We start from the raw sequence: 21,883 nt of genomic DNA on the forward strand, positions 1-21,883 counted from the left end.
GCCGATCCCCCGTCGGGCGTGTCAGCGCACGAGGGGTGCCAGCCGGCCGGGGATCTCCTGCAACGCGAACGGCAGGCTGAGCACGGTGCTCCACGCCATGGCCTCGGCGGCCTCGTCCTCGAGAATGATCACGCGGTTCTCCTGGACGGCGGACAGCTGCTGGTAGACGGGAGTGGCCGCCAGCTCGGCACGGAGCTTGTCACCGAAGCCGCCGCCGGCGTACCAGACGAGCACGTCGACGTCGGCGAGCGACAACTGCTCGGTGCTCACGGTGGCGAAGTTGCGCTCGCCCACCTGGTCGACGACCGGCGGGTTCACGAAGCCCAGTTCGTTGAGGAAGCGCACCTTCGGGTCCTGCGCGCCGTAGACACCGAACTGTCCGGGGCCCTGCAGCGCTCCGAGCAGCACCGTCTTGCCGGCGAACGACGGGTTGGCGGCAGCCGTGTCGGCGAACTCGCGCTCGAGATCGGTGATCAGCGTGCTCGCCTGATCGGCCCGACCGAGCGCCTGGCCGAGCAGCGTGGTCTGGTCGCGCCACGGAATGCCGTAGTCGACGAAACCGGTCGGCTGAGTCACGGTCGGGGCGAGCTGGGACAGCGAGTCGAACTCCGACTGCGTGATACCGGCATAGGTACCGACGATGAGATCGGGGCCTGCCGACGCCACCTTCTCCACGTCGATGCCCTCGGACGCGGTACCGACGATCGCCGGTGCGGCGCCGCCCAGCGCGGACTGCGCCCAGGGCCAGGTCGCGGACGGGTAGTCGCCGTACCAGTCGAACACCCCGACCGGAACGACACCCAGTGCGAGCAGGGTGTCCTGGTCGTTGTACCCGACGCTGACGACGCGCTGCGGATCCGACGGCACGGTGACCTCGCCGTATTTCGTGGACACGGTCGCACCGGAGTCCTGCGATCCACCGGAGTCCGAGCTGCTGCACGCAGCGGCCACCGCGACGATCGCGCCGGTGGCACCGAGGAGGAAAGAGCGACGTGAGACGCCGGTCGACATGGCCATGTGAGGTGGTCCCTTCGATGGACGGCGGGGACCCAGCCCCCCTGGTTGTAGGCAAGGCTAACTTATGCACAGATGCCCCGGACACGGGTCCGTCCGCGCGCCGAACCCACGCGGGTCCACTATGGAGTCATGAGCACGTCGCACGAGAGCCACCACTGATGGGCCGCGCCACCGTCCGCCGTCCGGTCGTCCGGATCCGCGGGCTGCACCGCTCGTCACGGCCCGACACCGTGGTCGCCGAGGAACCGTTGGAGTTGCGCGTCGGCGGCAAGGCACTGGCCGTCACCATGCGCACGCCCGGGCACGACGTCGAACTCGCACACGGGTTCCTCGCCACCGAGGGCGTCATCGGCGGCCGCGACGACATTCTCGCCGCACGGTACTGCGACGGCGTCGACGACGAGGGGCTCAACACCTACAACGTGCTCGATCTCGCTCTCGCAGAGCACGTTCCACCACCCGACCCCGGGGTCGAACGGAACTTCTACACGACGTCGTCCTGCGGTGTCTGCGGCAAGGCGTCACTCGATGCGGTGCGGCTGAAGACCCGCCACTCCCCCGCAGCCGACGGCGCGACAGTCACGACGACCGTCCTGACCACGCTCCCGGACACCCTCCGCGAGCACCAGCGCATCTTCGCGTCCACGGGTGGACTGCACGCGGCCGCACTCTTCGACACGGACGGCACGCTTCTCGCGGTGCGGGAGGACGTCGGCCGACACAACGCCGTGGACAAGGTGATCGGGTGGGCGGTGCTCGAAGGACGGGTTCCCCTCACGGGAACGGTGCTCATGGTCAGCGGACGCGCGTCCTTCGAGCTCGCGCAGAAGGCCGTCATGGCCGGTATCCCGATCCTCGCCGCGGTGTCCGCGCCGTCGTCGCTCGCCGTCGACCTCGCCGACGAGTCGGGCCTGACGGTCGTCGGCTTCCTCCGCGGAGACGGCATGAACGTCTACACCCACGCCCACCGTGTGATCAGCGAGCCGCCGCCCGACGACGCCCGGTGATCAGACCGACGACGGTGAGCACCACGACCACCGCGAGGGTGGCGAGTACCTGACGACGGGACGACGCGTCCGTCAGCATGAGCACGGTCAGGCCCACGAGGAGCGCGAGCGCCACCCAGCTGAGGTACGGGAACGCCCACATGCGAACCGGCAGAGGACCTGCCGCCTCCAGACGGCGTCGTAGTCGTAGCTGCGACGCCACCGTCATCGCCCAGATCACCAACAGCGATGCGCCGACGGCGTTGAGCAGGAACGTCAGCAGACCGTCGAGGTCGAGATAGTTCAGCAACACGGCCACGAAGCCGAAGAACACCGAGACCAGCAGCGCGGCACGCGGGACACCCGACGCATCCACCCGCGCCAACGGACCCCTCCGGCCTTCCCGCCCACCACCGGCCGGCCTCCGGCCTTCCCGCAGCGCCAGCGAGTACATCATCCGGCTCGTCGCGTAGATCTGCGCGTTGAAGGCGCTGAGCAGTGACAGCACGATGATCGCCTCCATGAAGCCGACCACCCCGGAGAGATTCGCCTGCTGCAGCACCAGCGTGAACGGGCTCTCCGCGGCCGACTGCGCCTCGTCGAGACGGTTCCACGGCAGCAGCAACGTGATCACCAGGATCGACCCGAGGTAGAAGACGCTGATGCGCCACACGACGCTGCGCACCGCGCGCCCCACCGACAGGGCCGGGTCCTTCGACTCGGCCGCCGCGATGGTCACGATCTCGATGCCGCCGAAGGCGAACGCCACGACCAGCAGCCCCGCGGCGATGCCCGAGACGCCGTTGGGCGCGAACCCACCGAGACCGGTGAAGTTGGCGGCGCCGACAGGGTCCGAACCGGGGAGCAGGCCGAACACGAGCAACGTCCCGACGACGAGGAACCCGATGATGACGGTGACCTTGATGGCGGCGAACCAGAACTCGAACTCGCCGAAGTTCGACACCTTCGCGAGGTTGACCGCGGCGAAGACGACCATGGCCACGAGGGCGGGGATCCACGGATCCACGCCGAACCACGCCCCCATGAAGGCTGCGGCGCCGGTCATCTCGGCGCCCATGACCATGACGAGGGTGAACCAGTACAGCCACCCGGTGACGAAGCCGGCGGTGCGGCCGAACGCCATCTCGGCGTACGTCGAGAACGAACCCGACGACGGCGAGGCGGCGGCCATCTCGCCGAGCATGCGCATGACGAGGATCACGAGGAAGCCGGCGATGGCGTAGGACAGGAGGACGGCGGGTCCCGCGGCGGCGATGCCGGCGCCGGTGCCCAGGAACAGGCCGGCGCCGATCGCGGAGCCGAGGCCCATCATCGTCAGGTGGCGGACCTTCAGTCCGTCGGTGAGTGAGTCGACCATGAGAGCACTCACGGTAGCGGGACGCCGCAGCGAGCCGACAGCGGACGTCTAGGAGCGGTCTGCGTGCCCGAGGTCGCGCTCCGGGTCGACCTCGTCTCGAACGAGCTGCTTCAGGACGGTGATCTCGGGAAAACCGCTGCGCTCCTTGCGATCCCACACCACGGAGTCCCCCACCACGACGCGGAAGACTCCGCCGGTGCCGGGAATCAGCGCCACCTCGGTGAGGTCGGATCCGAAGGTCTGCAACAGTTCCTGCGCCATCCATCCGGCTCGCAGGAGCCACTGACACTGGGTGCAGTACGTGATCGCGACGCGCATGGCGGCGACCCTACCCCCGACGCTCCAGAGCCCCGACACACGAGAGCCCCGACGCACGAGAGCCCCGGCGACCATCGGTCGTCGGGGCTCTCGATCGAGCAGAGGGGGTCAGGCGCTCTTCTCGCGCCGTTCCGGCCGGTCCGGCTTGCGCGGCACGATGGTGGGGAGCACGTTGTCGTTCACGGTCTCCGCCGTCACGACCACCTTCGCCACGTCGTCACGGCTGGGAATGTCGAACATGACCGGGTTGAGCACTTCCTCCATGATCGCGCGCAGCCCACGAGCACCCGTGCCGCGATGGATGGCCTGCTCGGCCATCGCGTCCAGCGCGTCCGGCGTGAACTCCAATTCGACACCGTCCATGTCGAACAGGCGCGTGTACTGCTTCACCAGAGCGTTCTTCGGCTCCGACAGGATGGTCACGAGGGACTCCTTGTCGAGGTGCGTGACCGACGCGACGACCGGCAGGCGACCGATGAACTCGGGAATCAGACCGAACTTGATCAGATCCTCGGGCATGACCTCCGCGAAGTGGTCCTGAGTGTCGATCTCGGCCTTGGAGTGGACCTCGGCGCCGAAGCCGAGGCCGCGCTTGCCGATGCGGTCCGACACGATCTTCTCGAGCCCGGCGAACGCACCGGCGACGATGAAGAGCACGTTGGTCGTGTCGATCTGGATGAACTCCTGGTGCGGATGCTTACGTCCGCCCTGCGGCGGGACGCTGGCCTGCGTGCCCTCGAGGATCTTGAGCAGGGCCTGTTGCACACCCTCACCGGACACGTCGCGCGTGATCGACGGGTTCTCGCTCTTGCGGGCGATCTTGTCGACCTCGTCGATGTAGATGATGCCGGTCTCGGCGCGCTTGACGTCGTAGTCCGCGGCCTGGATGAGCTTGAGGAGGATGTTCTCGACGTCCTCACCGACGTACCCGGCCTCTGTCAACGCGGTGGCGTCGGCGATGGCGAACGGAACATTCAGCATCTTCGCCAGCGTCTGCGCGAGGTATGTCTTGCCGCAGCCGGTGGGGCCGAGCATCAGAATGTTGGACTTGGCCAGTTCCACGGTCTCACCACGGGCGTCACGGGCCTTGTCGCCGGCCTGGATGCGCTTGTAGTGGTTGTAGACCGCGACGGCGAGGCGGCGCTTCGCCGTGTCCTGACCGATGACGTAGTTCTCCAGGAAGTCGCGGATCTCCGCGGGCTTGGGCAACTCGTCGAGCTTGACCTCGCTCGACTCGGCCAGTTCTTCCTCGATGATCTCGTTGCACAGATCGATGCACTCGTCACAGATGTAGACACCTGGTCCGGCAATGAGCTTCTTGACCTGCTTCTGGCTCTTTCCGCAGAAAGAGCACTTGAGCAGATCACCACCGTCACCGATGCGTGCCATGAGCGTTAGTCCTCACTAGTGAAAGAGAATCTCTGCGTGCGACCGTACCCGCCTTCGCGGTCGGAGGTCGACTTCTGACGCAACCCGAGCAGGCATGTCGGAGCGGCGTCGCACCCCCTCGGACGTGGGTGAATCGATGCAGTCCGGAGGCTCGGAACCGGCCGGAGCCACCCGTCCACGACCCGTCGTCCGGGCGTGTCGGAAGCGGCCTCCGGCCGGCCGGCGTCACTTGCGTGCGGAGAGCTTGCGGTACTCGAAGACGGTGTCGATGATCCCGTAGTCCTTGGCCTCCTCGGCCGTGAGGATCTTGTCGCGATCGGTGTCCTTGCGGATGACGTCGGCGTCCTTGCCGGTGTGGCGACCGAGGGTGGTCTCCATCAGACGGCGCATGCGCTCGATCTCCCGAGCCTGGATCTCGAGGTCCGACACCTGGCCCTGCACACCGCCGGTGGACGGCTGGTGGATGAGGACGCGAGCGTTCGGCAGTGCCGCACGCTTGCCGGGGGCGCCCGCTGCGAGCAGTACGGCAGCGGCCGACGCGGCCTGACCGAGGCAGACGGTCGCGACATCGGCGCGCACGTACTGCATCGTGTCGTAGATCGCCATCAGGGAGGTGAACGAGCCACCGGGCGAGTTGATGTACATCGTGATGTCGCGGTCGGGATCGAGACCCTCGAGCACCAGCAGCTGCGCCATGATGTCGTTCGCCGAGGCGTCGTCGACCTGCACGCCGAGGAAGATGATGCGCTCCTCGAAGAGCTTGTTGTACGGGTTCGACTCCTTGACGCCGTAGCTGGAGTGCTCGACGAAGGACGGGAGGATGTAGCGGGAATCGGGCCCGGCGGGCGAGCTGGAGCCGGGGAGAGAACGGGGATCGAAGAGCTGGGACATCAGTACTCCAAGGGTGTGGGTGAAGAGATCGGACGACCGACAGGAGCGAGCGCGTCGCGCGCTGCGCTGTCCGGTCCGATCAGTTGTCGGCTCCGCTGGTGCCGCCGGCCTGCTCGGCGCGTGTGATGACGTGATCGACCATGCCGTACTCGAGTGCCTGCTGCGCCGTGAACCACCGGTCGCGGTCGGAGTCCTCGGTGACCTGCTCGAACGACTGGCCGGTGTGCTGTGCGATCAGTTCGGCCATCTCGCGCTTGGTGAGGGCGAACTGCTCGGCCATGATGGCGATGTCCGCCGCGCTGCCACCGATTCCGGCGGACGGCTGGTGCATCATGATGCGGGCGTGCGGCAGGGCGTAGCGCTTGCCCTTGGTCCCGGCGGTGAGCAGGAACTGGCCCATCGACGCGGCCAGGCCCATCGCGTAGGTCGCGACGTCGCACTCGGCGAAGTTCATCGTGTCGTAGATCGCCATGCCGGCCGAGACGGAACCGCCGGGCGAGTTGATGTAGAGCGCGATGTCGCGAGTGGGGTCCTCTGCCGAGAGCAGGAGGATCTGGGCGCACAGCTTGTTCGCGATGTCGTCGTCGACCTGCGTGCCGAGGAAGATGATGCGCTCACGGAGCAGACGCTCGTAGACGGAGTCGCTGAGGTTGAGTCCGGCGGTCGCGGACGTCATGGCCGGAGCGGTCACGATCGACCCTGCCTGACGGGACGGCCCTGCCTGGTCGGTGTTGGTCGCCGGGTTCGTGGTGGTCACGGTACCTGCCTTCTCGTGCTCGATGTGGTCTCGCCTGAACGAGTTTCTCGCCGTGAGCGCGAACGTTCCCTGTGGACGGAACGCTCACGTTCTCTGTCACCGACACTAACGAAGGACGGCGGCCCCGGAGTCCCGGAACCGCCGTCGTTCGCTGTGAGCGTTACTTCTGCTGTTCGCCCGCAGACGAATCGTCTGCAGCCGACTCGTCCGTGGACGACTCGATCTCCGCCGACTCGGTCTCGGCGGTGCCCTCGTCCTCGGGATCTCCGAAGAGCTCCTTGGTGTCGACGCTCGCGCCGGCGGTGTCGGTCACGGAGACGCGATCGACGATCGCGGCGAGTGCCTTGCTGCGACGGATGTCGGCGAACAGTGCGGGCAGCTGGTTGGCCTGCTGCACCTGCTGGATGAACTCCTCCGGTGCGATGCCGTAGCGCTGCGCCTGGAAGACGATGTTCTGAGTGAGCTCTTCCTGCCCGACCTGGACCGACTCGGCGTCGGCGATGGTGTCGAGCAGCAGCTGGGTGCGCACGGACTTCTCGGCACCCTCACGCGCATCCGTGTCGAACTCCTCGCGCGAAGAGCCAGCGGCTTCGAGCTGCTGTGCGAGCTTGTTCTCGTCGTGGTCGAGAGGATGGATCGCGTCGTGCAGCGCGGAGTCGACCTCGGCCTTGACGAAGGCTTCGGGAACCGGGACCTCGACGGACTCGAGCAGAGCCTCGAGAACCTTGTCGCGGATCTGTCCGGCCTGCTCGACCTTCTTGACGCGGGCCACGCGCTCGCGCAGATCGGCCATCAGCTCGTCGAACGTGTCGAACTGGCTCGCCAGCTGGGCGAACTCGTCGTCGGGCTCGGGCAGCTCGCGCTCCTTGACCGACTTCACCGTGACGGTGACCTGCGCTTCGCGACCCGCGTGCTCCCCGGCGAGCAGGGTTGTCGGGAACTCCTTCGAGTCACCGACGGACAGGCCGACGATCGCGTCGTCGAGACCCTCGATGAGCTGGCCGGAGCCGACCTCGTGGGACAGGCCCTCGGTCGAGGCCTCCGCGACGTCCTCGCCGTCGACCGTGGCCGACAGGTCGATGGAGACGAAGTCGCCGGTCTGCGCCGCGCGCTCGACACCGGTGAGGGTGCCGAAACGCTGACGCAGCGACAGCAGCTGCTCGTCGACGGCCTCGTCGGTGATCTCGACCGGGTCGACGGTCACGGTGACGGTCGAGAAATCGGGCAACGTGATCTCGGGACGCACGTCGACCTCGGCGGTGAAGACGATCTCCTCGCCGTCCTCGAGCTTGGTGATCTCGATGTCCGGCTGGCCGAGGGGCTTCAGCTCGGTCGAGCTGAGCGCGTCGTTGTACTTGGCGGGCAACGCGTCGTTGACCACCTGGTTCAGGACGTTCGCGCGGCCGACGCGTGCCTCGAGAAGCTTCGCGGGGGCCTTGCCGGGGCGGAACCCGGGCAGGCGGATCTGCTGCGCGAGCGTCTTGTAGGCGCGGTCGAAATCAGGCTTCAGCTCCTCGAAGGGCACCTCGACGTTGATACGGACTCGCGTCGGGCTCAGCTGCTCGACAGTGCTCTTCACGAACGTGCTCCTTCATCTGCTCGACTGCAGTGATTCGTTGTCGGACTGTGGTGGTGCGGGGTGGTTCCGGTGGGAAGGTTGATCTGGACCATTCGATCGCGGCGACCGACGTCTGTCGGGATGACAGGATTCGAACCTGCGACCCTCCGCTCCCAAAGCGGATGCGCTACCAAGCTGCGCCACATCCCGTTCCTCGTGCACGCCGTCACCCTCGATCGTGGCGATTCGCACCGGCAAGGCCACAGCGACGTGCGCCGACGATCCTACGGCGGTACCGCGGAGGCGCCGACGGCGGGCCGATTTCTCGATCGCGAGCGACGTTCGGTACAGTTCCTCAACGCAGGCGGCAGGAGCTGGCGATCCCAGCACCGCCGCAGGCATGCGGGCGTAGCTCAATGGTAGAGCCTCAGTCTTCCAAACTGATTACGCGGGTTCGATTCCCGTCGCCCGCTCCACGAACGAGAGGGCCCCCCGATTCAGCTGAATCGGGGGGCCCTCTCGTGTTCGGGGGTCAGCCGGCGTCGGACAGGACTCCGGCGCCGTCGCGCGCCGAGCCGACCAGCGACACGGCCTCGAAGATGCTTCCGCACACGGTGATCGGCGAGCAGACACCGAGGAGTTCCAGTGGGCGCCGCACGGCGGGGTCGGTCGCCACCAGCACCATCGGACGGACCGACAACGATGACGCCGCGCCGAGGAGCAGGACGGCGCCGGCGCTGCCCAGGAAGGTGACGTCCGACAGATCGAGAACCACGTCCTCGTGGCCGCGAGCAGCCACGCGTGCCAGGACCTCGCGGAGTTCGGGCGTGGTGCTCATGTCGATCTCGCCGCCGACCGACACCACGGCGACGTCGCCGCGTTCGTATTCGAGGACGGTGAGATCGGCAGCGTCGATGGAGAAGTGGGTGTCGAGTCCGTGTGCGGTCATTGCTGTGTCTCCCTGTTCGTGTGCGTCGATCTCGTTCCTCGGCGTCTGCCTTAGATTCGCCCGCCAGAGTGACGAGGCTGCGTGCAGAGCATCACGATTTGATAACGTTCGCAGCACATCGGGATAACGCCGTTGCAGACTCAACTGCCTGTTCCGGACATGACATCGCCTCGCGTCGGGAACACTGTGGTCATCTCGGCACCGCCCGTCCGAACCGCTGGAGGCCTGCATGCCCGTGTCCCACCCCGTCGTCGTCGGAGTCGACGGATCGTCCGCAGCGCTCGCGGCCGTGCGATGGGCCACGCGGCTCTGTACCGCTCGCGGCCTTCCCCTCGTGCTGGTCACGGCGGTGTCCGCGCCGGCCTTCGCGGACGTCGACAACGGTGCGGCGAGTGCGCTCGACCGCATCCTCTCCGACGGCGTGGACGCGGCGCGGGCCGTCGCGGCCGATGTGTCGGTCTCCACCGAGACCCACCACGGCACCCCCGCCGGAGTGTTGGTCGAACGCTCGACGGAGGCCGCGATGATCGTCGTGGGAACGCGGGGGCTCGGCGAGTTCACCGGAGGACTCTCCGCGTCGGTGAGCACGGCGGTGGCGACACACGCCTCGTGCGCCGTCACCGTGGTGCCCCTGGACACGCCGCCGAGCGAAGGCGCGGAACACGCCGTCGTCGTCGGCGTCGACGGCACGGACAACAGCGTGCCCGCCGTCCGCTGGGCGTTCGAGATCGCCTCGTCACGCGGGGCATCGCTGATCGCCGTGCACGCGTGGAGCGACATCGACGTCCCCGGCGGCCGCGGTCGGTCCGCCGAGGACGAGGAGGCCGTCCTCGCGGAGACGATGGCCGGATGGTCGCAGGACTATCCGGACGTCGAGGTGCAGCGCGTGGTGGTCCAGGACCGACCGGTGCGGGAACTCGTGGCCAGATCGGCCGAGGCGGATCTCGTCGTGGTGGGTCGCCGCGGACGAGGTGGATTCACCTCGCTCCTGCTGGGGTCGACCAGCCGAGCCGTGATGCACTCGGTGGACGTCCCCGTCACCGTGGTGCCGTCGCCCGCCTGATCCGCCCTCGCCCTCGCGAGGGGTGATCGGCCTACTGTGTCAGATGCTGCAGGCACGCGGACTCGGTCCGCCGACGGAGAGGACCGGGCGTGGAAGAAATCCCCGCAGGCTTGACGGTCCACTCCCTCTACCAACCCGTCGTGGACCTCTCGACGCGTGCACTGATCGGTTACGAGGCGCTCGCCCGCGGTCCCGTCGACACACCCTGGGAGTCACCGGCCGCACTGTTCGAGTCGGCGCGTGCGCACGGGACCGTCGGTCAGCTGGACTGGATGTGCCGCATCAGTGCGCTCCGGGGGGCGCTCGAGGCCAATCTGCCGACCGGGTTGCAGTTGTTCGTCAACATGGAACCCAGTGCGATGAACCTCGCGCCTCCCGCGGGTGCGGCCGCTCTGCTCGCCGAGGCGTCGCGGCTGTCGGTGGTCGTGGAGATCACCGAACGCGACCTCCTCGCCGACCCCGCATCGCTGCTCGAGGCAGTCGAACGAGTGCGCGACCGACGATGGCTCGTGGCGGTGGACGACGTGGGAGCCGAGACAGCGAGCCTGGCCCTGCTGCCGTTCCTGCGGCCCGACATCATCAAGCTGGACATGACGTTCACCCAGCAGCGGGCGACGGCGGACACCGCGCGCGTGCTCGCTGCGGTCTCCGCGGAATCCGACCGCACGGGAGCGGTGGTCCTCGCCGAAGGCATCGAGACAGAGGAACACCTGCATCTCGCGCGCGAGATGGGTGCTGCTCTAGGCCAGGGCTGGCTCTTCGGCACGCCCGCTCCCCTGCCGCGCCGGGAGCCGTACGCCGGCCCGACGGCCGGCGACCTGCCGTGGGACTCCCCCTTCGCCGTCGGGCTCACCCACCGCATGCCGTCCGCGCCGACGCCCTTCGCACTCGCCGCGGCGACCGGTGGCGTCCGCCGCGGGCGTCTGTCTCTCCTCTCCACCATCATCGACCAGTTCGCAATCCACGCCGCGGCCACCGGACCGTCGACCATCGTGCTGGCCACGGTTCCACACTCGTTCGAGGTGTCCGCCGAGCAGATGACTCGGGCCGCGCATCTCGCCACGTCCGGAACGCTCGTCGCCCTGTTCGGCCGGGGTGGCGCCGCGGCCACCCCGCCGGTGCCCGGCCTGCACACCATGAGGCTGCCCGCCGCGGACCCCCTGTTGCGGGAACTGTCGGTGATCGTCGTGAGCCCGCACTTCACCGCCGCCGTCATCGGAGCCGAAGCGGAGGGCGGCGGGTCGGCGGAGACAGACCCTGTGTTCGATTACCGCCTGACGTACGACCGCGAACTGGTGCTCGACGCGGCCACCCTGTTGCTCCGCCGGACCACTCCCGCGCCGACCGAACCCGGATCGGGTCCGTTGCCCGTCTTCGGACCTCAGCGACCGCCGCGCATGTTCGGACACGGTCGAAGTGGGTAGTCGGACGAGGTGACCGCGATGCTGAACGACATCCCGACCGCCTCCGAACCGCCGACCGCAGCCGCGTTGCCGACGGCGCGTGGGCCGTTGTCCGCCGCCGTCCTGTCCGCTCTCGTGCAGTCCCCGTCCGGCGCAGGCAGCGTCGTCGCCCCCGTCGCGGACGCGGATCCCTACGGCGACGACCTGCATCTCGCGTTGTACCTCTGCTACGAACTGCACTACCGCGGGCTCCCCGGTGTCGACGACGCCTGGGAGTGGAATCCCGACCTCCTGCGTCTGCGCGCCGAGATGGAGAGCGCCTTCCTCGCCGACGTCCGCGCGCACGTGACGGTGGGCGGCTCGGCGGCCGAGGAGATGGACCTGTTGTCGACGGAGCACGTCGACGGGTCCGGCCCGTCCTTCCACCTCCGCGACACCGGCACCGCCGAGCAGATGCGGGAGTACCTCGCCCACCGGTCGCTGTACCACCTCAAGGAGGCCGACCCCCACGCGTGGACGATCCCGCGGCTGCAGGGACAGGCCAAGGCCTCCTACGTGGCCGTCGAGTTCGACGAGTTCGGCGGCGGGCGCGGAAGCCGCATGCACCAGAACCTGTTTCGCGATCTTCTGGCGGCGGCGGGACTCGATGCGACGTACCTCGGTTACCTCGACCGGGTGGGCGCACCGACCCTGGCACCGGTCAACCTGATGTCGATGTTCGGTCTGCACCGATCGCTGCGCGGCGCCGCCGTCGGGCACCTCGCCGCGACGGAGATCACCTCCTCACCCGGATCGCAGCGGCTGGTGAAGGCGTTGCAGCGGTTGGACTTCCCCGCCGAGTGCGTCGCGTTCTATGCCGAGCACGTCGAGGCCGACGCGGTGCACGAACAGGTGATGCGACACGACGTGGTGGGCGACCTCATCGCGCGCGAACCGGAACTCGAAGCGGACGTCGTCTTCGGGATGCGCGCCATCGACCACGTCGAGAACGTCCTGGCGGACCACCTCATGGACGCGTGGAGCAACGGCCGGGAGTCGCTGCGCCCTGCGCCGTGATCCGCGACCGGAACCGGACTCTCCGTACACTGGGACCATGGAACCTCTGCTCCTGATCATCGTCGTCGTGGCTCTGGTCGTCGGTGTCGTCGTCGTGTCCCAGCGCAGGTCCGGCCGCAGGAGTCTCGAGTCACTCGACGACGCCAAAGCCGACGCACGGCAGGCCATCGAGCGCCTCGGCGGCCAGGTGTACAACCTGGTGGGCTCGGACACCGCCTCCAAGCAGGCTCTGGCCGATGCGTCCGAGCGCTACACGGCCGCGGGCTCACAGATCGATCAGGCGCAGTCCCCCACTCAGGCTCGGCTGGCCAAGCAGACTGCGCTGGAGGGGCTCTACTACATTCGCGCGGCTCGGCTCGCGATGGGCATGGACCCCGGCCCCGAGGTCCCCACCATCGACGGACAGAAGGCTGCGGGCGAGGTCACCGAGGAGCGCACCGTCGACTACGAGGGCCGCGCCGTGACCGCGAGCCCGGGGCCGTCCGAGAAGACCCCGAACTACTACCCCGGCGGACGCGTTGCCGGTCGCCCCGTCCCCGCGGGCTGGTACTCCGAGCCGTGGTGGAAGCCCGCCCTCGTGGCCGGCGCGTGGGGCATGGGGTCCATGTTCCTGTTCTCCGCGATGTTCTCCGGCATGGCCGGCGTGGGCTACGGAGCGGACAACTTCGCCAGCGGCGAGGGCGACGGGACCGACATGGGTGATGGCGGTGGCGACATGGGCGGCGACATGGGTGACGGTGGCGGAGACATGGGCGGCGACGCAGGGGGCGACTTCGGTGGCGGCGGCTTCGACGGCGGTGGCGGGTTCGACGGAGGTTTCTGACCTCGACCGTCGTCGATCAGTGCTCGACCGACCTCACGTCGCCTGACACCTCGGGCACCAGAAGAGGTTGCGGCCCTTCATGTCCGCGGTGAGGATCGTCGTGCCGCAGATCAGGCACGGCTGGCCGTTCCGCTTGTAGACGTAGGAACGCGGGCGTCCCGGTCCTCGCGATCCGGTGCCCGAGTCGTGTTCCTTGTCGAGCGTGATGATGCGCCCGCGTCGCACACCCACCTTCATCAGCTCGACGAGATCCGTCCACATCTCGTCCCACTCCTCGTGATCGAGGTATTTGCCGGTGCGGAACGGGCTCACGCGGTGCCGGAACAGCAGCTCGGCTCGGTAGACGTTGCCGATGCCGGCGATGACGTCCTGCTCCATCAGCAACGCGCCGACCGCCATGGCCGACTTGTGGATTCGGTGGAACGCTTTCTCCGGGTCGGACTCCTTGCGCAGCGGATCGGGACCCAGGCGCGCCACCAAGGCGTCGACCTGTGTGTCGTCGAAGATCTCGCACCGGGTGGGGCCGCGCAGGTCGGTGCCGTACTCCTCCCCCACCATGCGCATCCGCACCTGGCCGACGGGCTCCTTCATGGGAACGGACTGCTCGCCGAACTTGCCGTACAGCCCGAGATGAACGTGGACGATCGCGCCGTTGTCGTACCGGTGGAGCAGATGCTTGCCCCAGGCGTCGGCGCGCTTCAGGACATGCCCGGAGACCCACTCGGCGCCGTCGACGAAACGTCCCTGCGGACTGGACACCTCGATGACCTGGCCGCCGAAACGCTTCTGGTGCAGTCGCGCCAGACGATGGAGAGTGTGCCCCTCGGGCATGGGTGGTACCTGACTACTCGGGCTGTGGTGCGGACCCTCTTATTCGGAGCCGCCGTCGGCCGAGGGTGCACCGGGCACGGCCGGCGCGTCGCCGGTGCGCTCGTACTCGGACAGGATGTCGATGCGGCGCTGGTGGCGCTCCTCGCCCGACCACGGGGTCTCGAGGAACGCGTCGACGATGGCGAGCGCCTCGGGCAGCGTGTGCATGCGGCCGCCGATGCCGATCAGCTGCGCCTTGTTGTGCTGACGCGCGAGCTGAGCCGTCTCGACGCTCCAGGCGAGAGCGCACCGCGCGCCGGGGACCTTGTTGGCCGCGATCTGCTCACCGTTGCCGGAGCCACCGAGCACCAGTCCGAGGCTCTCCGGGTCGGCGACCGTGCGGCGAGCCGCCTCGATGCAGAACGCCGGGTAGTCGTCCACCGCGTCGTAGGTGAACGCACCGCAGTCGATCGGCTCGTGTCCCGATTCCCGCAGGTGGTCGATGATCTGATTCTTGAACTCGAAGCCGGCGTGATCGGCACCCAGGTATACGCGCATGGCTAGAGTTTGACAGGTGCCCACCTCCGCCCCGACGCCACCGTGCGGGTGGGGCCCCGTCGCCGGGGTGGACGGCGCCGCGGGCCGCTGGGTGGTGGCTCGCCTGCACGAGGGACGAGTGTCGCTGACCCTGGTCGACACCGTCGCGGCCGTCCTGGACACCACGCGGGACTGCGCGGCCGTCGGGGTCGACATGCCGCTGACCGTTCCCGACACCGGAGTGCGAGCGAGCGAACTCCAGGTTCGGACGTTCCTGGGCCCGGCGCGATCGTCGCTCTTCCCCACGCCGGTACGCGACGCAGTGTGGGCGGCCTCCTGGGAGGACGCCTGCGTGATCGCTCGGGCCCACACAGGCAAGGCCATCAGCAAGCAGTCCTGGTACCTCACCGGGCACATCCGGGAATGGGACGCCGCCGGCCCCGACGTCACACGGGTCGTCGAGGTGCACCCGGAATCGTCGTTCCGGGCGCTCGCCCCTGCCACTCACTTCACGTCGAAGAAACGAGCGCGCGGCATCGCGCAACGGCTGCAAGCACTCTCGGCCGTGGTGGACGTGCCGGCGCTGCTGGAGGCCACGAGTGCGATGGAGGACGGGCCCGCGATGGACGACGTGCTCGACGCGGTGGCGGCCGCCTGGTCCGCGGGCCGCTGGCTCGGCGGCGAGGCACTGGAGTTCGGCGACGGGACTCGCGATCGCCGGGGCCGTCCCGACCTCATCGTGGTCTGACGCACCCCGTCGGCATCACCGACGGGGTGCGCGGTCGACTCAGTCGAACTGCGGGTCCTCGTTGCGAGAACGCTTGAGCTCGAAGAAGTGCGGGTACGACGCGAAGATCACCGACGCGTCCCACAGCTTGCCGGCCTCCTCGCCGCGCGGGATCCGCGACAGCACGGGACCGAAGAAGGCGACACCGTTGACGTGGATGGTCGGCGTGCCGACGTCCTTGCCCACCTTATCCATTCCCGCGTGGTGGCTCTTGCGCAGCGCGTCGTCGAACTCACTGCTCGCCGCCGCCTCCGCCAACGAGGCCGGGAGGTCCAGTGTCGCGAGCGACTTCTGGATCACGTCCGGGAAGTCCTTGTTGCCCTCGTTGTGAATTCGCGTACCCATCTCGGTGTAGAGCGGCGCGAGGATCTCGTCACCCTTCTCCTGCGCGGCCGCGATCGCGACGCGGACGGGGCCCCACGCCTTCTTCATCATGTCCTGGTACTCGTCGGGGAGATCGCGCCCCTCGTTGAGGACCGCCAGGCTCATGACGTGGAAGTTCGTCTCGATGTCGCGAACCTTCGCCACCTCGAGAATCCAGCGCGAGGTGATCCAGCACCAGGGGCAGAGCGGGTCGAACCAGAAATCTGCCACGTCCTTGCTATCGCTCACGTCGGTCCTTTCGTCCGTGGATCAGTGCGTCTGCTGAGCGGCCCCGCACGAGGAAGCGGTGACACGAACTCTGCACACCTGTTCTACCCGCCCGCGGCGACCGACGTCATGATGGGATGGACACAGCCGCGACCGCAGTTCGGCGGTGGCAGAAGAAATCGACAGAAAGGGTGCACGTGGTTGCCCCCAATTTGACCAGGGACCAGGCAGAGGAACGGTCCTCGCTGCTCACGGTCACGCACTACTCCATCACTCTCGACCTGACGGACGGAGCTGGTGGCCCGGGCGAGAAGACCTTCTCCTCGACCACCACCGTCACCTTCGACGCGACCGCCGGAGCCTCGAGTCTCGTCGACATCGTCGCCGCCTCGGTGAGCTCCGCGACGCTCAACGGAAGCGACGTCGACGTCTCCTCCTACGACGAGTCGACGGGCATCGCTCTCACCGACCTCGCGGAGCACAACGAGCTCACCGTCGTCGCGGAGTGCGTCTACTCCCATACCGGCGAGGGCCTGCACCGCTTCGTCGATCCGTCGGACGGCTCCGTCTACCTGTACAGCCAGTTCGAGACCGCGGACGCCAAGCGCATGTTCGCGTGCTTCGATCAGCCGGATCTCAAGGCGACCTTCGACGTGACGGTGACGGCACCGAAGGACTGGGCCGTCATCTCCAACGCGGCTGCCGCGGAGACCTCCGAGGCGTCCGGTGCCACGAAGCACGTGTTCGAGACGACTCCCGTGATGAGCACCTACCTCGTCGCGCTCATCGCCGGACCGTACGCGCAGTGGACCGATTCCTACTCGGACGACCACGGCACCATTCCGCTCGGAATCTACTGCCGCGCATCGCTCTCGGAGTACATGGATGCCGATCGCCTCTTCACCGAGACCAAGCAGGGCTTCGAGTTCTACCACCGTAACTTCGGTGTCCCGTACGCCTTCGGCAAGTACGACCAGCTGTTCGTGCCCGAGTTCAACGCGGGCGCGATGGAGAACGCCGGCGCGGTGACCTTCCTGGAGGACTACGTCTTCCGGTCCAAGGTGACGCGCTACTCCTACGAGCGCCGCGCCGAGACCGTGCTGCACGAGATGGCCCACATGTGGTTCGGCGATCTCGTGACCATGCGGTGGTGGGACGACCTCTGGCTCAACGAGTCCTTCGCCACGTTCGCGTCGGTGCTCTGCCAGTCGGAAGCCACCGAGTACACCAGCGCCTGGACCACGTTCGCGAACGTCGAGAAGAGCTGGGCCTACCGCCAGGACCAGTTGCCGTCGACGCACCCCATCGCCGCGGACATTCCCGATCTCGCCGCCGTCGAGGTCAACTTCGACGGCATCACCTACGCCAAGGGCGCCAGCGTCCTCAAGCAGCTCGTCGCCTACGTGGGGCTCGAGGACTTCCTCGCGGGCCTGCGCAGCTACTTCCGCGACCACGCCTTCGGCAACGCGACGTTCTCGGATCTGTTGTCGGCTCTCGAGGCCTCGTCCGGTCGCGACCTCTCGGACTGGGGTGATCAGTGGCTGCGCACCACCGGCCTGAACACCCTGACACCGGAATTCGAGATCGACGACGACGGCAACTATTCGTCCTTCGCCGTCGTGCAGGGGGCCGCGGCACCCGGCAAGGGTGAGCGCCGCGTCCACCGCATCGCCGTCGGCATCTACGACGGTGACGACTCCGGCGCCCTCGCCCGTACCCAGCGGGTCGAGCTCGACGTCGAGCCGCAGGAGCGCACCGAGGTTCCCGCGCTGGTGGGCACGCCTGCCGGTCGACTGGTGCTCGTCAACGACGACGATCTGACGTACTGCTCGCTGCAGCTGGATCCGACCTCGTTGGAGACGCTCATCGCGCGCATCGGCGACATCACCGACTCGCTCCCCCGCACCCTGGCGTGGTCGGCAGCCTGGGAGATGACCCGGCAGGCAGACCTGAAGGCACGCGACTTCGTCGCACTGGTGGAGCGCGGCATCACCTCCGAGACAGAGGTCGGAGTCGTGCAGCGGCTCCTGCTGCAGGCGCAGACCGCACTCGGCAGCTACGCCGAGCCGGGGTGGGCGCAGTCCACGGGATGGCCCGAGTTCGCGGACCGCCTCCTCGAGCTGGCGCGCGCGGCCGACGGTGGTTCGGATCATCAGCTGGCCTACGTCAACGCGCTGGCCTCGTCCGTGCTGGCAGAGCGCCACACGACCGTGCTGCAGGCGCTGCTCGACGGAGACGTGGCCGACCAGGATCTGGGCGGCCTCACCGTCGACACCGATCTGCGCTGGCGGTTCGTCACCGCTCTGGCACGCAGCGGCGCGATCGACACGGGATCCGACACACCCGTGATCGACGCCGAGGCGGAGAAGGACAACACCGCGGCCGGTGCCCGCAACGCGGCGGCGGCGCGAGCCGCCCGCCCGCAGGCCTCGGTCAAGGAGGAGGCGTGGACCACGGTCATCGACAACGACTCGCTTCCGAACATCACCGCGCGTGCCATCATCGGCGCGTTCCCCGGTGCGGGCCAGGGAGAGTTGTTGGAGCCGTTCGTCTCCCGCTACTTCGACGCCATCTCCGATGTCTGGGCACGTCGTTCCAGCGAGGTCGCGCAGACCGTCGTCGTCGGCCTGTACCCGACCTGGTCCATCAGTGAGCAGTCGGTCGCGGCGGCGGACGAGTTCCTCGCGGGCGACCACCCGCCGGCCCTCGCACGCCTCGTCGTCGAGGGTCGCGCGTCCGTGGTCCGGTCACTCGCCGCCCGAGCGGCGGACGGTGCCTGACCGCACCTGACTCGCGCAGAGAAAAGGGCCCATTATCCTCGCGGATGATGGGCCCTTTTCTCTGTGACCGGGTGGCGCTGTGTCAGGCGGACGGGCCGGTGATCGCCGCACTCATGACGCGCACGGCGGCGACGAGGCCGTCGATCAGGTCGCCGTCACGGAAGGATCCCGTGGCCGCGGTGATACCGAGCTGCGCGATGCGGTCGTCGACGAGGTGGGCGACGCCGCGACCGGAACGGACCTCGATGGCGCGCTGGTTCGGTGAGACGGCGATGAGCACCGAGTACTCGGCCTCGGGCGTCCCGGCGAGAGCGGCGTCCGCACCCGCGGCGGTGTCGGAGCCGAGGTCACCGACCAGCACGTTGAAGCGGATGCCCGTGCGGCGCGTGGCCTCGATGAGCGACTCGTCCAGCTGGATCAGCTCGTCGGTCGCGAACGGGGACAGGTCGGGGTTGACGGTGCCCACCTGGTGCACACCGGAGACTCGACCGCTCGCGGTCACCACATGGCCGACGGGAAGGTTCTCCTCGTCGATCCGACGGGTCGAGAGTTCACCACTTGCCACTTGCCCGGCCTCCTACCAGCGAAGCCGAACCCGCGGTGAGTTCGGCGTGTGTCGAATGCGCAGCGTGCTGCGAGTACGGCGTCACCTCGTCCGTGGCCGACCACAGCACCGGGGCGTGGTCCCACTGCTGCCCGAGTCGGTAGGGGGCGGGACGCGGCGCGGGATCGGTCGACGTGATCTTCGCGAACACGAAGAGCGCGAGGAACAGTGCCAACGGAATCAGTCCGAAGATCAGCGCGGTTTCGAGGATGCTCACGCCCATCACCTTAGTGGACGACGGGTGTCAGGCCGCGCCCTCACCCAGGTACGGCAGCCAGGTGGGATCGAGTTCCTTGATGCTCGCGAGCAGTCGCCAGTGCGGACCCTTCGGCGGGACCAGTGCGGCACGCAGGGTCCACCCCAGCTCGCTCAGCATCTTGTCCGCCTTGCGGTGGTTGCAGGAAGCACAGCACGCGACGCAGTTCTCCCAGGAGTGACCGCCGCCGCGACTGCGCGGCACCACGTGATCGATGGTCTCGGCCTTGGAACCGCAGTACGCGCACCGGAAACGGTCCCGATGCATCAGAGCCGCCCGGGTCATCGGGATGCGCGCTCGGTAGGGCACCCGCACGTACGAGCGGAGCCGGATGACCGACGGCACCTGCAGTGCGATGTCCGCCGAGTGGACGACGGGACCGTCGTCGTCGTCGTGGACCACGACGGCCTTCTCGCAGACCAGCAGGACGACGGCACGCCGCATCGGCAGCGCGGTGAGAGGTTCGAACGTGGCGTTCAGGAGGAGTACGCGTCGCTTCACCCAGGCGGGGACGGCGTCCTCGTGGTCGAGGTGCCCGTCGACGTCGGCCGGATCGGAGTGGTCGCTGACGGCGTGCAACGACGCGCCGCCGAAGACGACAGGGTATTCGGACTGGGGTCGCGCCCCCGACGCGCCGCCCTGCACGGCGTCGGTGGGCGACAGTTGTCGATGCCCGGCCCGAACCTTCGCGACAGTCCCGCTCTTCTTCATGCCACCTCCAGTGACCACTGCGCGCGGCGCGACTACCACTGGTTTGCGACAGCCACCGCCCGCACGTGAAGACCAACCACAGTGCATCACGAATCGGTGCCGTGCGCACGCTCATTCGAGGTCGAGCTGACGGCCACGCGGTGAACTCCGGGTGTCCCCCCGCACGGGTGGCGGGGTGGGTGACGAGACGGGTGGCGGGGTGGGCGATGACACGAGTCGCGACAGGTGCCGTGCGTCGAGGAGATCCGTAGACTTTTCGGGTGTATTCCTTCGACCCGAACGACGTCCTCGCCCTCTCGCTCTCCGACACCGGTCGCGACTGGCTGATCCAACGCCCGCTCCAGGTTCTGGGGTACGCCCTGCTCGCCGTGGTTCTGCGTTACGTCCTGCACCGCATGATCGACCGGTTCACCAGCCGCTCACCCGGCGCGGGTCGCAGCGCTGCGGGTAAACCGCCCCTGTTGAGACCGCTGCGCGAACGTGCCCCCGCCGGCGTCACCACCACCATCCTGAACGAGCGCCGCAACCAACGCGCCCGCACCATCGGATCGGTGCTCAAGTCGGCGGTCTCCGTCGGCATCCTGGTCTGGTTCGTGCTCTCCGCGCTCTCCATCGTCGGTGTGAACGTCGCCCCCTTCATCGCGTCGGCGGGCATCGTGGGTGTCGCGCTCGGCTTCGGCGCACAGAACCTCGTCCGCGACTTCCTCTCCGGCATCTTCATGCTGCTCGAGGACCAGTACGGCGTCGGCGACATCGTCGATCTGGGCGAGGCGTCCGGCACCGTCGAGACCGTGGGCCTGCGGGTCACCACGGTCCGCGACATCTCCGGGACGCTCTGGTACGTCCGTAACGGCGAGGTGCTGCGTGTCGGCAACATGAGCCAGGGTCACGCCGTCGCGGTGTTGGATCTCCCGGTCAGTCATTCCGCCGACATCGACATCGCATGCGAGGTGGCCGAGCGCACGGCGCGCGAATCCATCGAGCGTGGCGAGTTCCAGGAGGACATCCTGGAGGCTCCGCAGATGCTCGGCGTCGACGCCGTCACGTCGGACACGGTGACGTTGCGCCTGACCATCAAGGTCCGCCCCGGCCGGCAGTGGGCCGTGCAGCGCCAGTTGCATCGTCAGATCCTCGACGCGTTCGACGAGTCCGGTATCGCGGCGCCCTACCCCAACGGGCGCCCCTTCGGACCCGCCCCGAGTATGAGCACGTGATCGTG

General features: G+C 68.2%; 22 protein-coding genes and 2 tRNA genes. 9 read left to right on the plus strand and 15 right to left on the minus strand.

Annotated elements, in window-relative coordinates:
* Positions 1-21: 21 nt before the first annotated feature.
* Positions 22-1,011 carry an iron-siderophore ABC transporter substrate-binding protein gene (locus tag JOE30_RS18160; RefSeq protein ID WP_204870539.1) on the minus strand — a complete coding sequence of 330 codons (990 nt, stop codon included), beginning with the start codon at positions 1,009-1,011 and terminating at the stop codon, positions 22-24.
* A 164-nt stretch (positions 1,012-1,175) separates the two neighbouring features.
* On the opposite strand from JOE30_RS18160, the gene fdhD reads away from it, so the two are divergent.
* On the plus strand, positions 1,176-2,024 hold the full coding sequence (gene fdhD / locus JOE30_RS18165; protein ID WP_204868378.1) for a formate dehydrogenase accessory sulfurtransferase FdhD: 849 nt from the start codon (positions 1,176-1,178) through the stop codon (positions 2,022-2,024).
* Here the strand turns inward: fdhD and JOE30_RS18170 are convergent.
* From JOE30_RS18170 to JOE30_RS18200, 7 genes are all read right to left on the minus strand, one after another.
* Positions 1,993-3,381 (minus strand): amino acid permease, encoded by a 1,389-nt coding sequence (locus tag JOE30_RS18170; RefSeq protein ID WP_204868380.1) that lies wholly within the window; start codon positions 3,379-3,381, stop codon positions 1,993-1,995. The genes fdhD and JOE30_RS18170 overlap by 32 nt on opposite strands.
* Before the next feature lie 48 nt (positions 3,382-3,429).
* Entirely contained in the window at positions 3,430-3,699 is a 270-nt protein-coding gene (locus tag JOE30_RS18175) for a SelT/SelW/SelH family protein (protein WP_204868382.1), read from the minus strand.
* Positions 3,700-3,807: 108 nt separating this feature from the next.
* Complete coding sequence (clpX, locus tag JOE30_RS18180) at positions 3,808-5,088, minus strand: ATP-dependent Clp protease ATP-binding subunit ClpX (protein ID WP_027505654.1); 1,281 nt, start codon at positions 5,086-5,088, stop codon at positions 3,808-3,810.
* A 225-nt stretch (positions 5,089-5,313) separates the two neighbouring features.
* A complete protein-coding gene (locus JOE30_RS18185; protein ID WP_027505653.1) occupies positions 5,314-5,979 on the minus strand; it encodes an ATP-dependent Clp protease proteolytic subunit in 666 nt (221 codons plus the stop codon).
* 79 nt (positions 5,980-6,058) lie between these two features.
* Positions 6,059-6,655, minus strand: a complete 597-nt coding sequence (locus tag JOE30_RS18190) for an ATP-dependent Clp protease proteolytic subunit (RefSeq protein WP_051613384.1) — start codon at positions 6,653-6,655, stop codon at positions 6,059-6,061.
* Between the two features lie 241 nt (positions 6,656-6,896).
* Positions 6,897-8,315 (minus strand): trigger factor, encoded by a 1,419-nt coding sequence (gene tig / locus JOE30_RS18195; RefSeq protein WP_204868383.1) that lies wholly within the window; start codon positions 8,313-8,315, stop codon positions 6,897-6,899.
* A 115-nt stretch (positions 8,316-8,430) separates the two neighbouring features.
* A tRNA-Pro gene (locus JOE30_RS18200) sits at positions 8,431-8,504 on the minus strand.
* Between the two features lie 192 nt (positions 8,505-8,696).
* Here JOE30_RS18200 and JOE30_RS18205 point away from each other — a divergent pair.
* Positions 8,697-8,770 (plus strand) — tRNA-Gly (locus JOE30_RS18205).
* Positions 8,771-8,826: 56 nt separating this feature from the next.
* Here the strand turns inward: JOE30_RS18205 and JOE30_RS18210 are convergent.
* Entirely contained in the window at positions 8,827-9,243 is a 417-nt protein-coding gene (locus tag JOE30_RS18210; protein ID WP_204868384.1) for an STAS domain-containing protein, read from the minus strand.
* 229 nt (positions 9,244-9,472) lie between these two features.
* On the opposite strand from JOE30_RS18210, the gene JOE30_RS18215 reads away from it, so the two are divergent.
* The 4 genes from JOE30_RS18215 to JOE30_RS18230 all read left to right on the plus strand — a co-directional run bounded on the left by JOE30_RS18215 (position 9,473) and on the right by JOE30_RS18230 (position 13,588).
* A complete protein-coding gene (locus JOE30_RS18215; protein ID WP_204868385.1) occupies positions 9,473-10,306 on the plus strand; it encodes a universal stress protein in 834 nt (277 codons plus the stop codon).
* An 89-nt stretch (positions 10,307-10,395) separates the two neighbouring features.
* Positions 10,396-11,730 carry an EAL domain-containing protein gene (locus JOE30_RS18220; protein ID WP_204868386.1) on the plus strand — a complete coding sequence of 445 codons (1,335 nt, stop codon included), beginning with the start codon at positions 10,396-10,398 and terminating at the stop codon, positions 11,728-11,730.
* Between the two features lie 18 nt (positions 11,731-11,748).
* Positions 11,749-12,765 (plus strand): iron-containing redox enzyme family protein, encoded by a 1,017-nt coding sequence (locus JOE30_RS18225; protein WP_204868388.1) that lies wholly within the window; start codon positions 11,749-11,751, stop codon positions 12,763-12,765.
* Between the two features lie 37 nt (positions 12,766-12,802).
* Positions 12,803-13,588 (plus strand): DUF1542 domain-containing protein, encoded by a 786-nt coding sequence (locus JOE30_RS18230; protein ID WP_204868390.1) that lies wholly within the window; start codon positions 12,803-12,805, stop codon positions 13,586-13,588.
* Between the two features lie 33 nt (positions 13,589-13,621).
* Here the strand turns inward: JOE30_RS18230 and JOE30_RS18235 are convergent, their stop codons facing one another.
* Both JOE30_RS18235 and JOE30_RS18240 read right to left on the minus strand, forming a co-directional pair.
* Positions 13,622-14,419 (minus strand): Fpg/Nei family DNA glycosylase, encoded by a 798-nt coding sequence (locus tag JOE30_RS18235; protein ID WP_204868392.1) that lies wholly within the window; start codon positions 14,417-14,419, stop codon positions 13,622-13,624.
* A 39-nt stretch (positions 14,420-14,458) separates the two neighbouring features.
* Positions 14,459-14,956 carry a ribose-5-phosphate isomerase gene (locus tag JOE30_RS18240; RefSeq protein WP_027505646.1) on the minus strand — a complete coding sequence of 166 codons (498 nt, stop codon included), beginning with the start codon at positions 14,954-14,956 and terminating at the stop codon, positions 14,459-14,461.
* Between the two features lie 16 nt (positions 14,957-14,972).
* Here JOE30_RS18240 and JOE30_RS18245 point away from each other — a divergent pair, with 16 nt between their 5' ends.
* Positions 14,973-15,683, plus strand: coding sequence for a DUF429 domain-containing protein (locus JOE30_RS18245; protein ID WP_307806237.1), 711 nt, complete (start codon positions 14,973-14,975; stop codon positions 15,681-15,683).
* A gap of 39 nt (positions 15,684-15,722) precedes the next feature.
* On the opposite strand, the gene JOE30_RS18250 is transcribed toward JOE30_RS18245, so the two are convergent.
* Entirely contained in the window at positions 15,723-16,334 is a 612-nt protein-coding gene (locus JOE30_RS18250; protein WP_204868393.1) for a DsbA family protein, read from the minus strand.
* Between the two features lie 176 nt (positions 16,335-16,510).
* Between JOE30_RS18250 and pepN the strand changes: the two genes are divergently transcribed.
* A complete protein-coding gene (gene pepN / locus JOE30_RS18255; protein WP_204868394.1) occupies positions 16,511-19,093 on the plus strand; it encodes an aminopeptidase N in 2,583 nt (860 codons plus the stop codon).
* A gap of 82 nt (positions 19,094-19,175) precedes the next feature.
* Here pepN and JOE30_RS18260 read toward each other — a convergent pair whose 3' ends face one another.
* Genes JOE30_RS18260 through JOE30_RS18270 form a run of 3 tightly spaced genes read right to left on the minus strand, consistent with a single transcriptional unit; the run spans position 19,176 to position 20,664 of the window.
* Positions 19,176-19,658 (minus strand): DUF5130 family protein, encoded by a 483-nt coding sequence (locus JOE30_RS18260; protein ID WP_204868395.1) that lies wholly within the window; start codon positions 19,656-19,658, stop codon positions 19,176-19,178.
* Positions 19,645-19,914: a hypothetical protein gene (locus JOE30_RS18265; protein ID WP_027505641.1), complete on the minus strand. Its 270-nt coding sequence runs from the start codon at positions 19,912-19,914 to the stop codon at positions 19,645-19,647. The genes JOE30_RS18260 and JOE30_RS18265 overlap by 14 nt, the downstream gene beginning before the upstream one ends.
* Positions 19,915-19,941: 27 nt before the next feature.
* Positions 19,942-20,664, minus strand: a complete 723-nt coding sequence (locus tag JOE30_RS18270) for an HNH endonuclease (protein WP_239532409.1) — start codon at positions 20,662-20,664, stop codon at positions 19,942-19,944.
* 260 nt (positions 20,665-20,924) lie between these two features.
* On the opposite strand from JOE30_RS18270, the gene JOE30_RS18275 reads away from it, so the two are divergent.
* Positions 20,925-21,878 (plus strand): mechanosensitive ion channel family protein, encoded by a 954-nt coding sequence (locus JOE30_RS18275; protein ID WP_204868396.1) that lies wholly within the window; start codon positions 20,925-20,927, stop codon positions 21,876-21,878.
* Positions 21,879-21,883 lie beyond the last annotated feature (5 nt).

Source organism: Rhodococcus sp. PvP016, from assembly GCF_017832185.1.
Lineage (GTDB): Bacteria > Actinomycetota > Actinomycetes > Mycobacteriales > Mycobacteriaceae > Rhodococcoides.

What these genes read in the sequence shown, in the direction of transcription:
- JOE30_RS18160 (WP_204870539.1), bottom strand. Translation starts at nt 1,011, where the DNA reads ATGTCGACCGGCGTCTCACGTCGCTCTTTCCTCCTCGGTGCCACCGGC.
- fdhD (WP_204868378.1), top strand. Translation starts at nt 1,176, where the DNA reads ATGGGCCGCGCCACCGTCCGCCGTCCGGTCGTCCGGATCCGCGGGCTG.
- JOE30_RS18170 (WP_204868380.1), bottom strand. Translation starts at nt 3,381, where the DNA reads ATGGTCGACTCACTCACCGACGGACTGAAGGTCCGCCACCTGACGATG.
- JOE30_RS18175 (WP_204868382.1), bottom strand. Translation starts at nt 3,699, where the DNA reads ATGCGCGTCGCGATCACGTACTGCACCCAGTGTCAGTGGCTCCTGCGA.
- clpX (WP_027505654.1), bottom strand. Translation starts at nt 5,088, where the DNA reads ATGGCACGCATCGGTGACGGTGGTGATCTGCTCAAGTGCTCTTTCTGC.
- JOE30_RS18185 (WP_027505653.1), bottom strand. Translation starts at nt 5,979, where the DNA reads ATGTCCCAGCTCTTCGATCCCCGTTCTCTCCCCGGCTCCAGCTCGCCC.
- JOE30_RS18190 (WP_051613384.1), bottom strand. Translation starts at nt 6,655, where the DNA reads ATGACGTCCGCGACCGCCGGACTCAACCTCAGCGACTCCGTCTACGAG.
- JOE30_RS18210 (WP_204868384.1), bottom strand. Translation starts at nt 9,243, where the DNA reads ATGACCGCACACGGACTCGACACCCACTTCTCCATCGACGCTGCCGAT.
- JOE30_RS18215 (WP_204868385.1), top strand. Translation starts at nt 9,473, where the DNA reads ATGCCCGTGTCCCACCCCGTCGTCGTCGGAGTCGACGGATCGTCCGCA.
- JOE30_RS18225 (WP_204868388.1), top strand. Translation starts at nt 11,749, where the DNA reads ATGCTGAACGACATCCCGACCGCCTCCGAACCGCCGACCGCAGCCGCG.
- JOE30_RS18230 (WP_204868390.1), top strand. Translation starts at nt 12,803, where the DNA reads ATGGAACCTCTGCTCCTGATCATCGTCGTCGTGGCTCTGGTCGTCGGT.
- JOE30_RS18235 (WP_204868392.1), bottom strand. Translation starts at nt 14,419, where the DNA reads ATGCCCGAGGGGCACACTCTCCATCGTCTGGCGCGACTGCACCAGAAG.
- JOE30_RS18240 (WP_027505646.1), bottom strand. Translation starts at nt 14,956, where the DNA reads ATGCGCGTATACCTGGGTGCCGATCACGCCGGCTTCGAGTTCAAGAAT.
- JOE30_RS18270 (WP_239532409.1), bottom strand. Translation starts at nt 20,664, where the DNA reads ATGAAGAAGAGCGGGACTGTCGCGAAGGTTCGGGCCGGGCATCGACAA.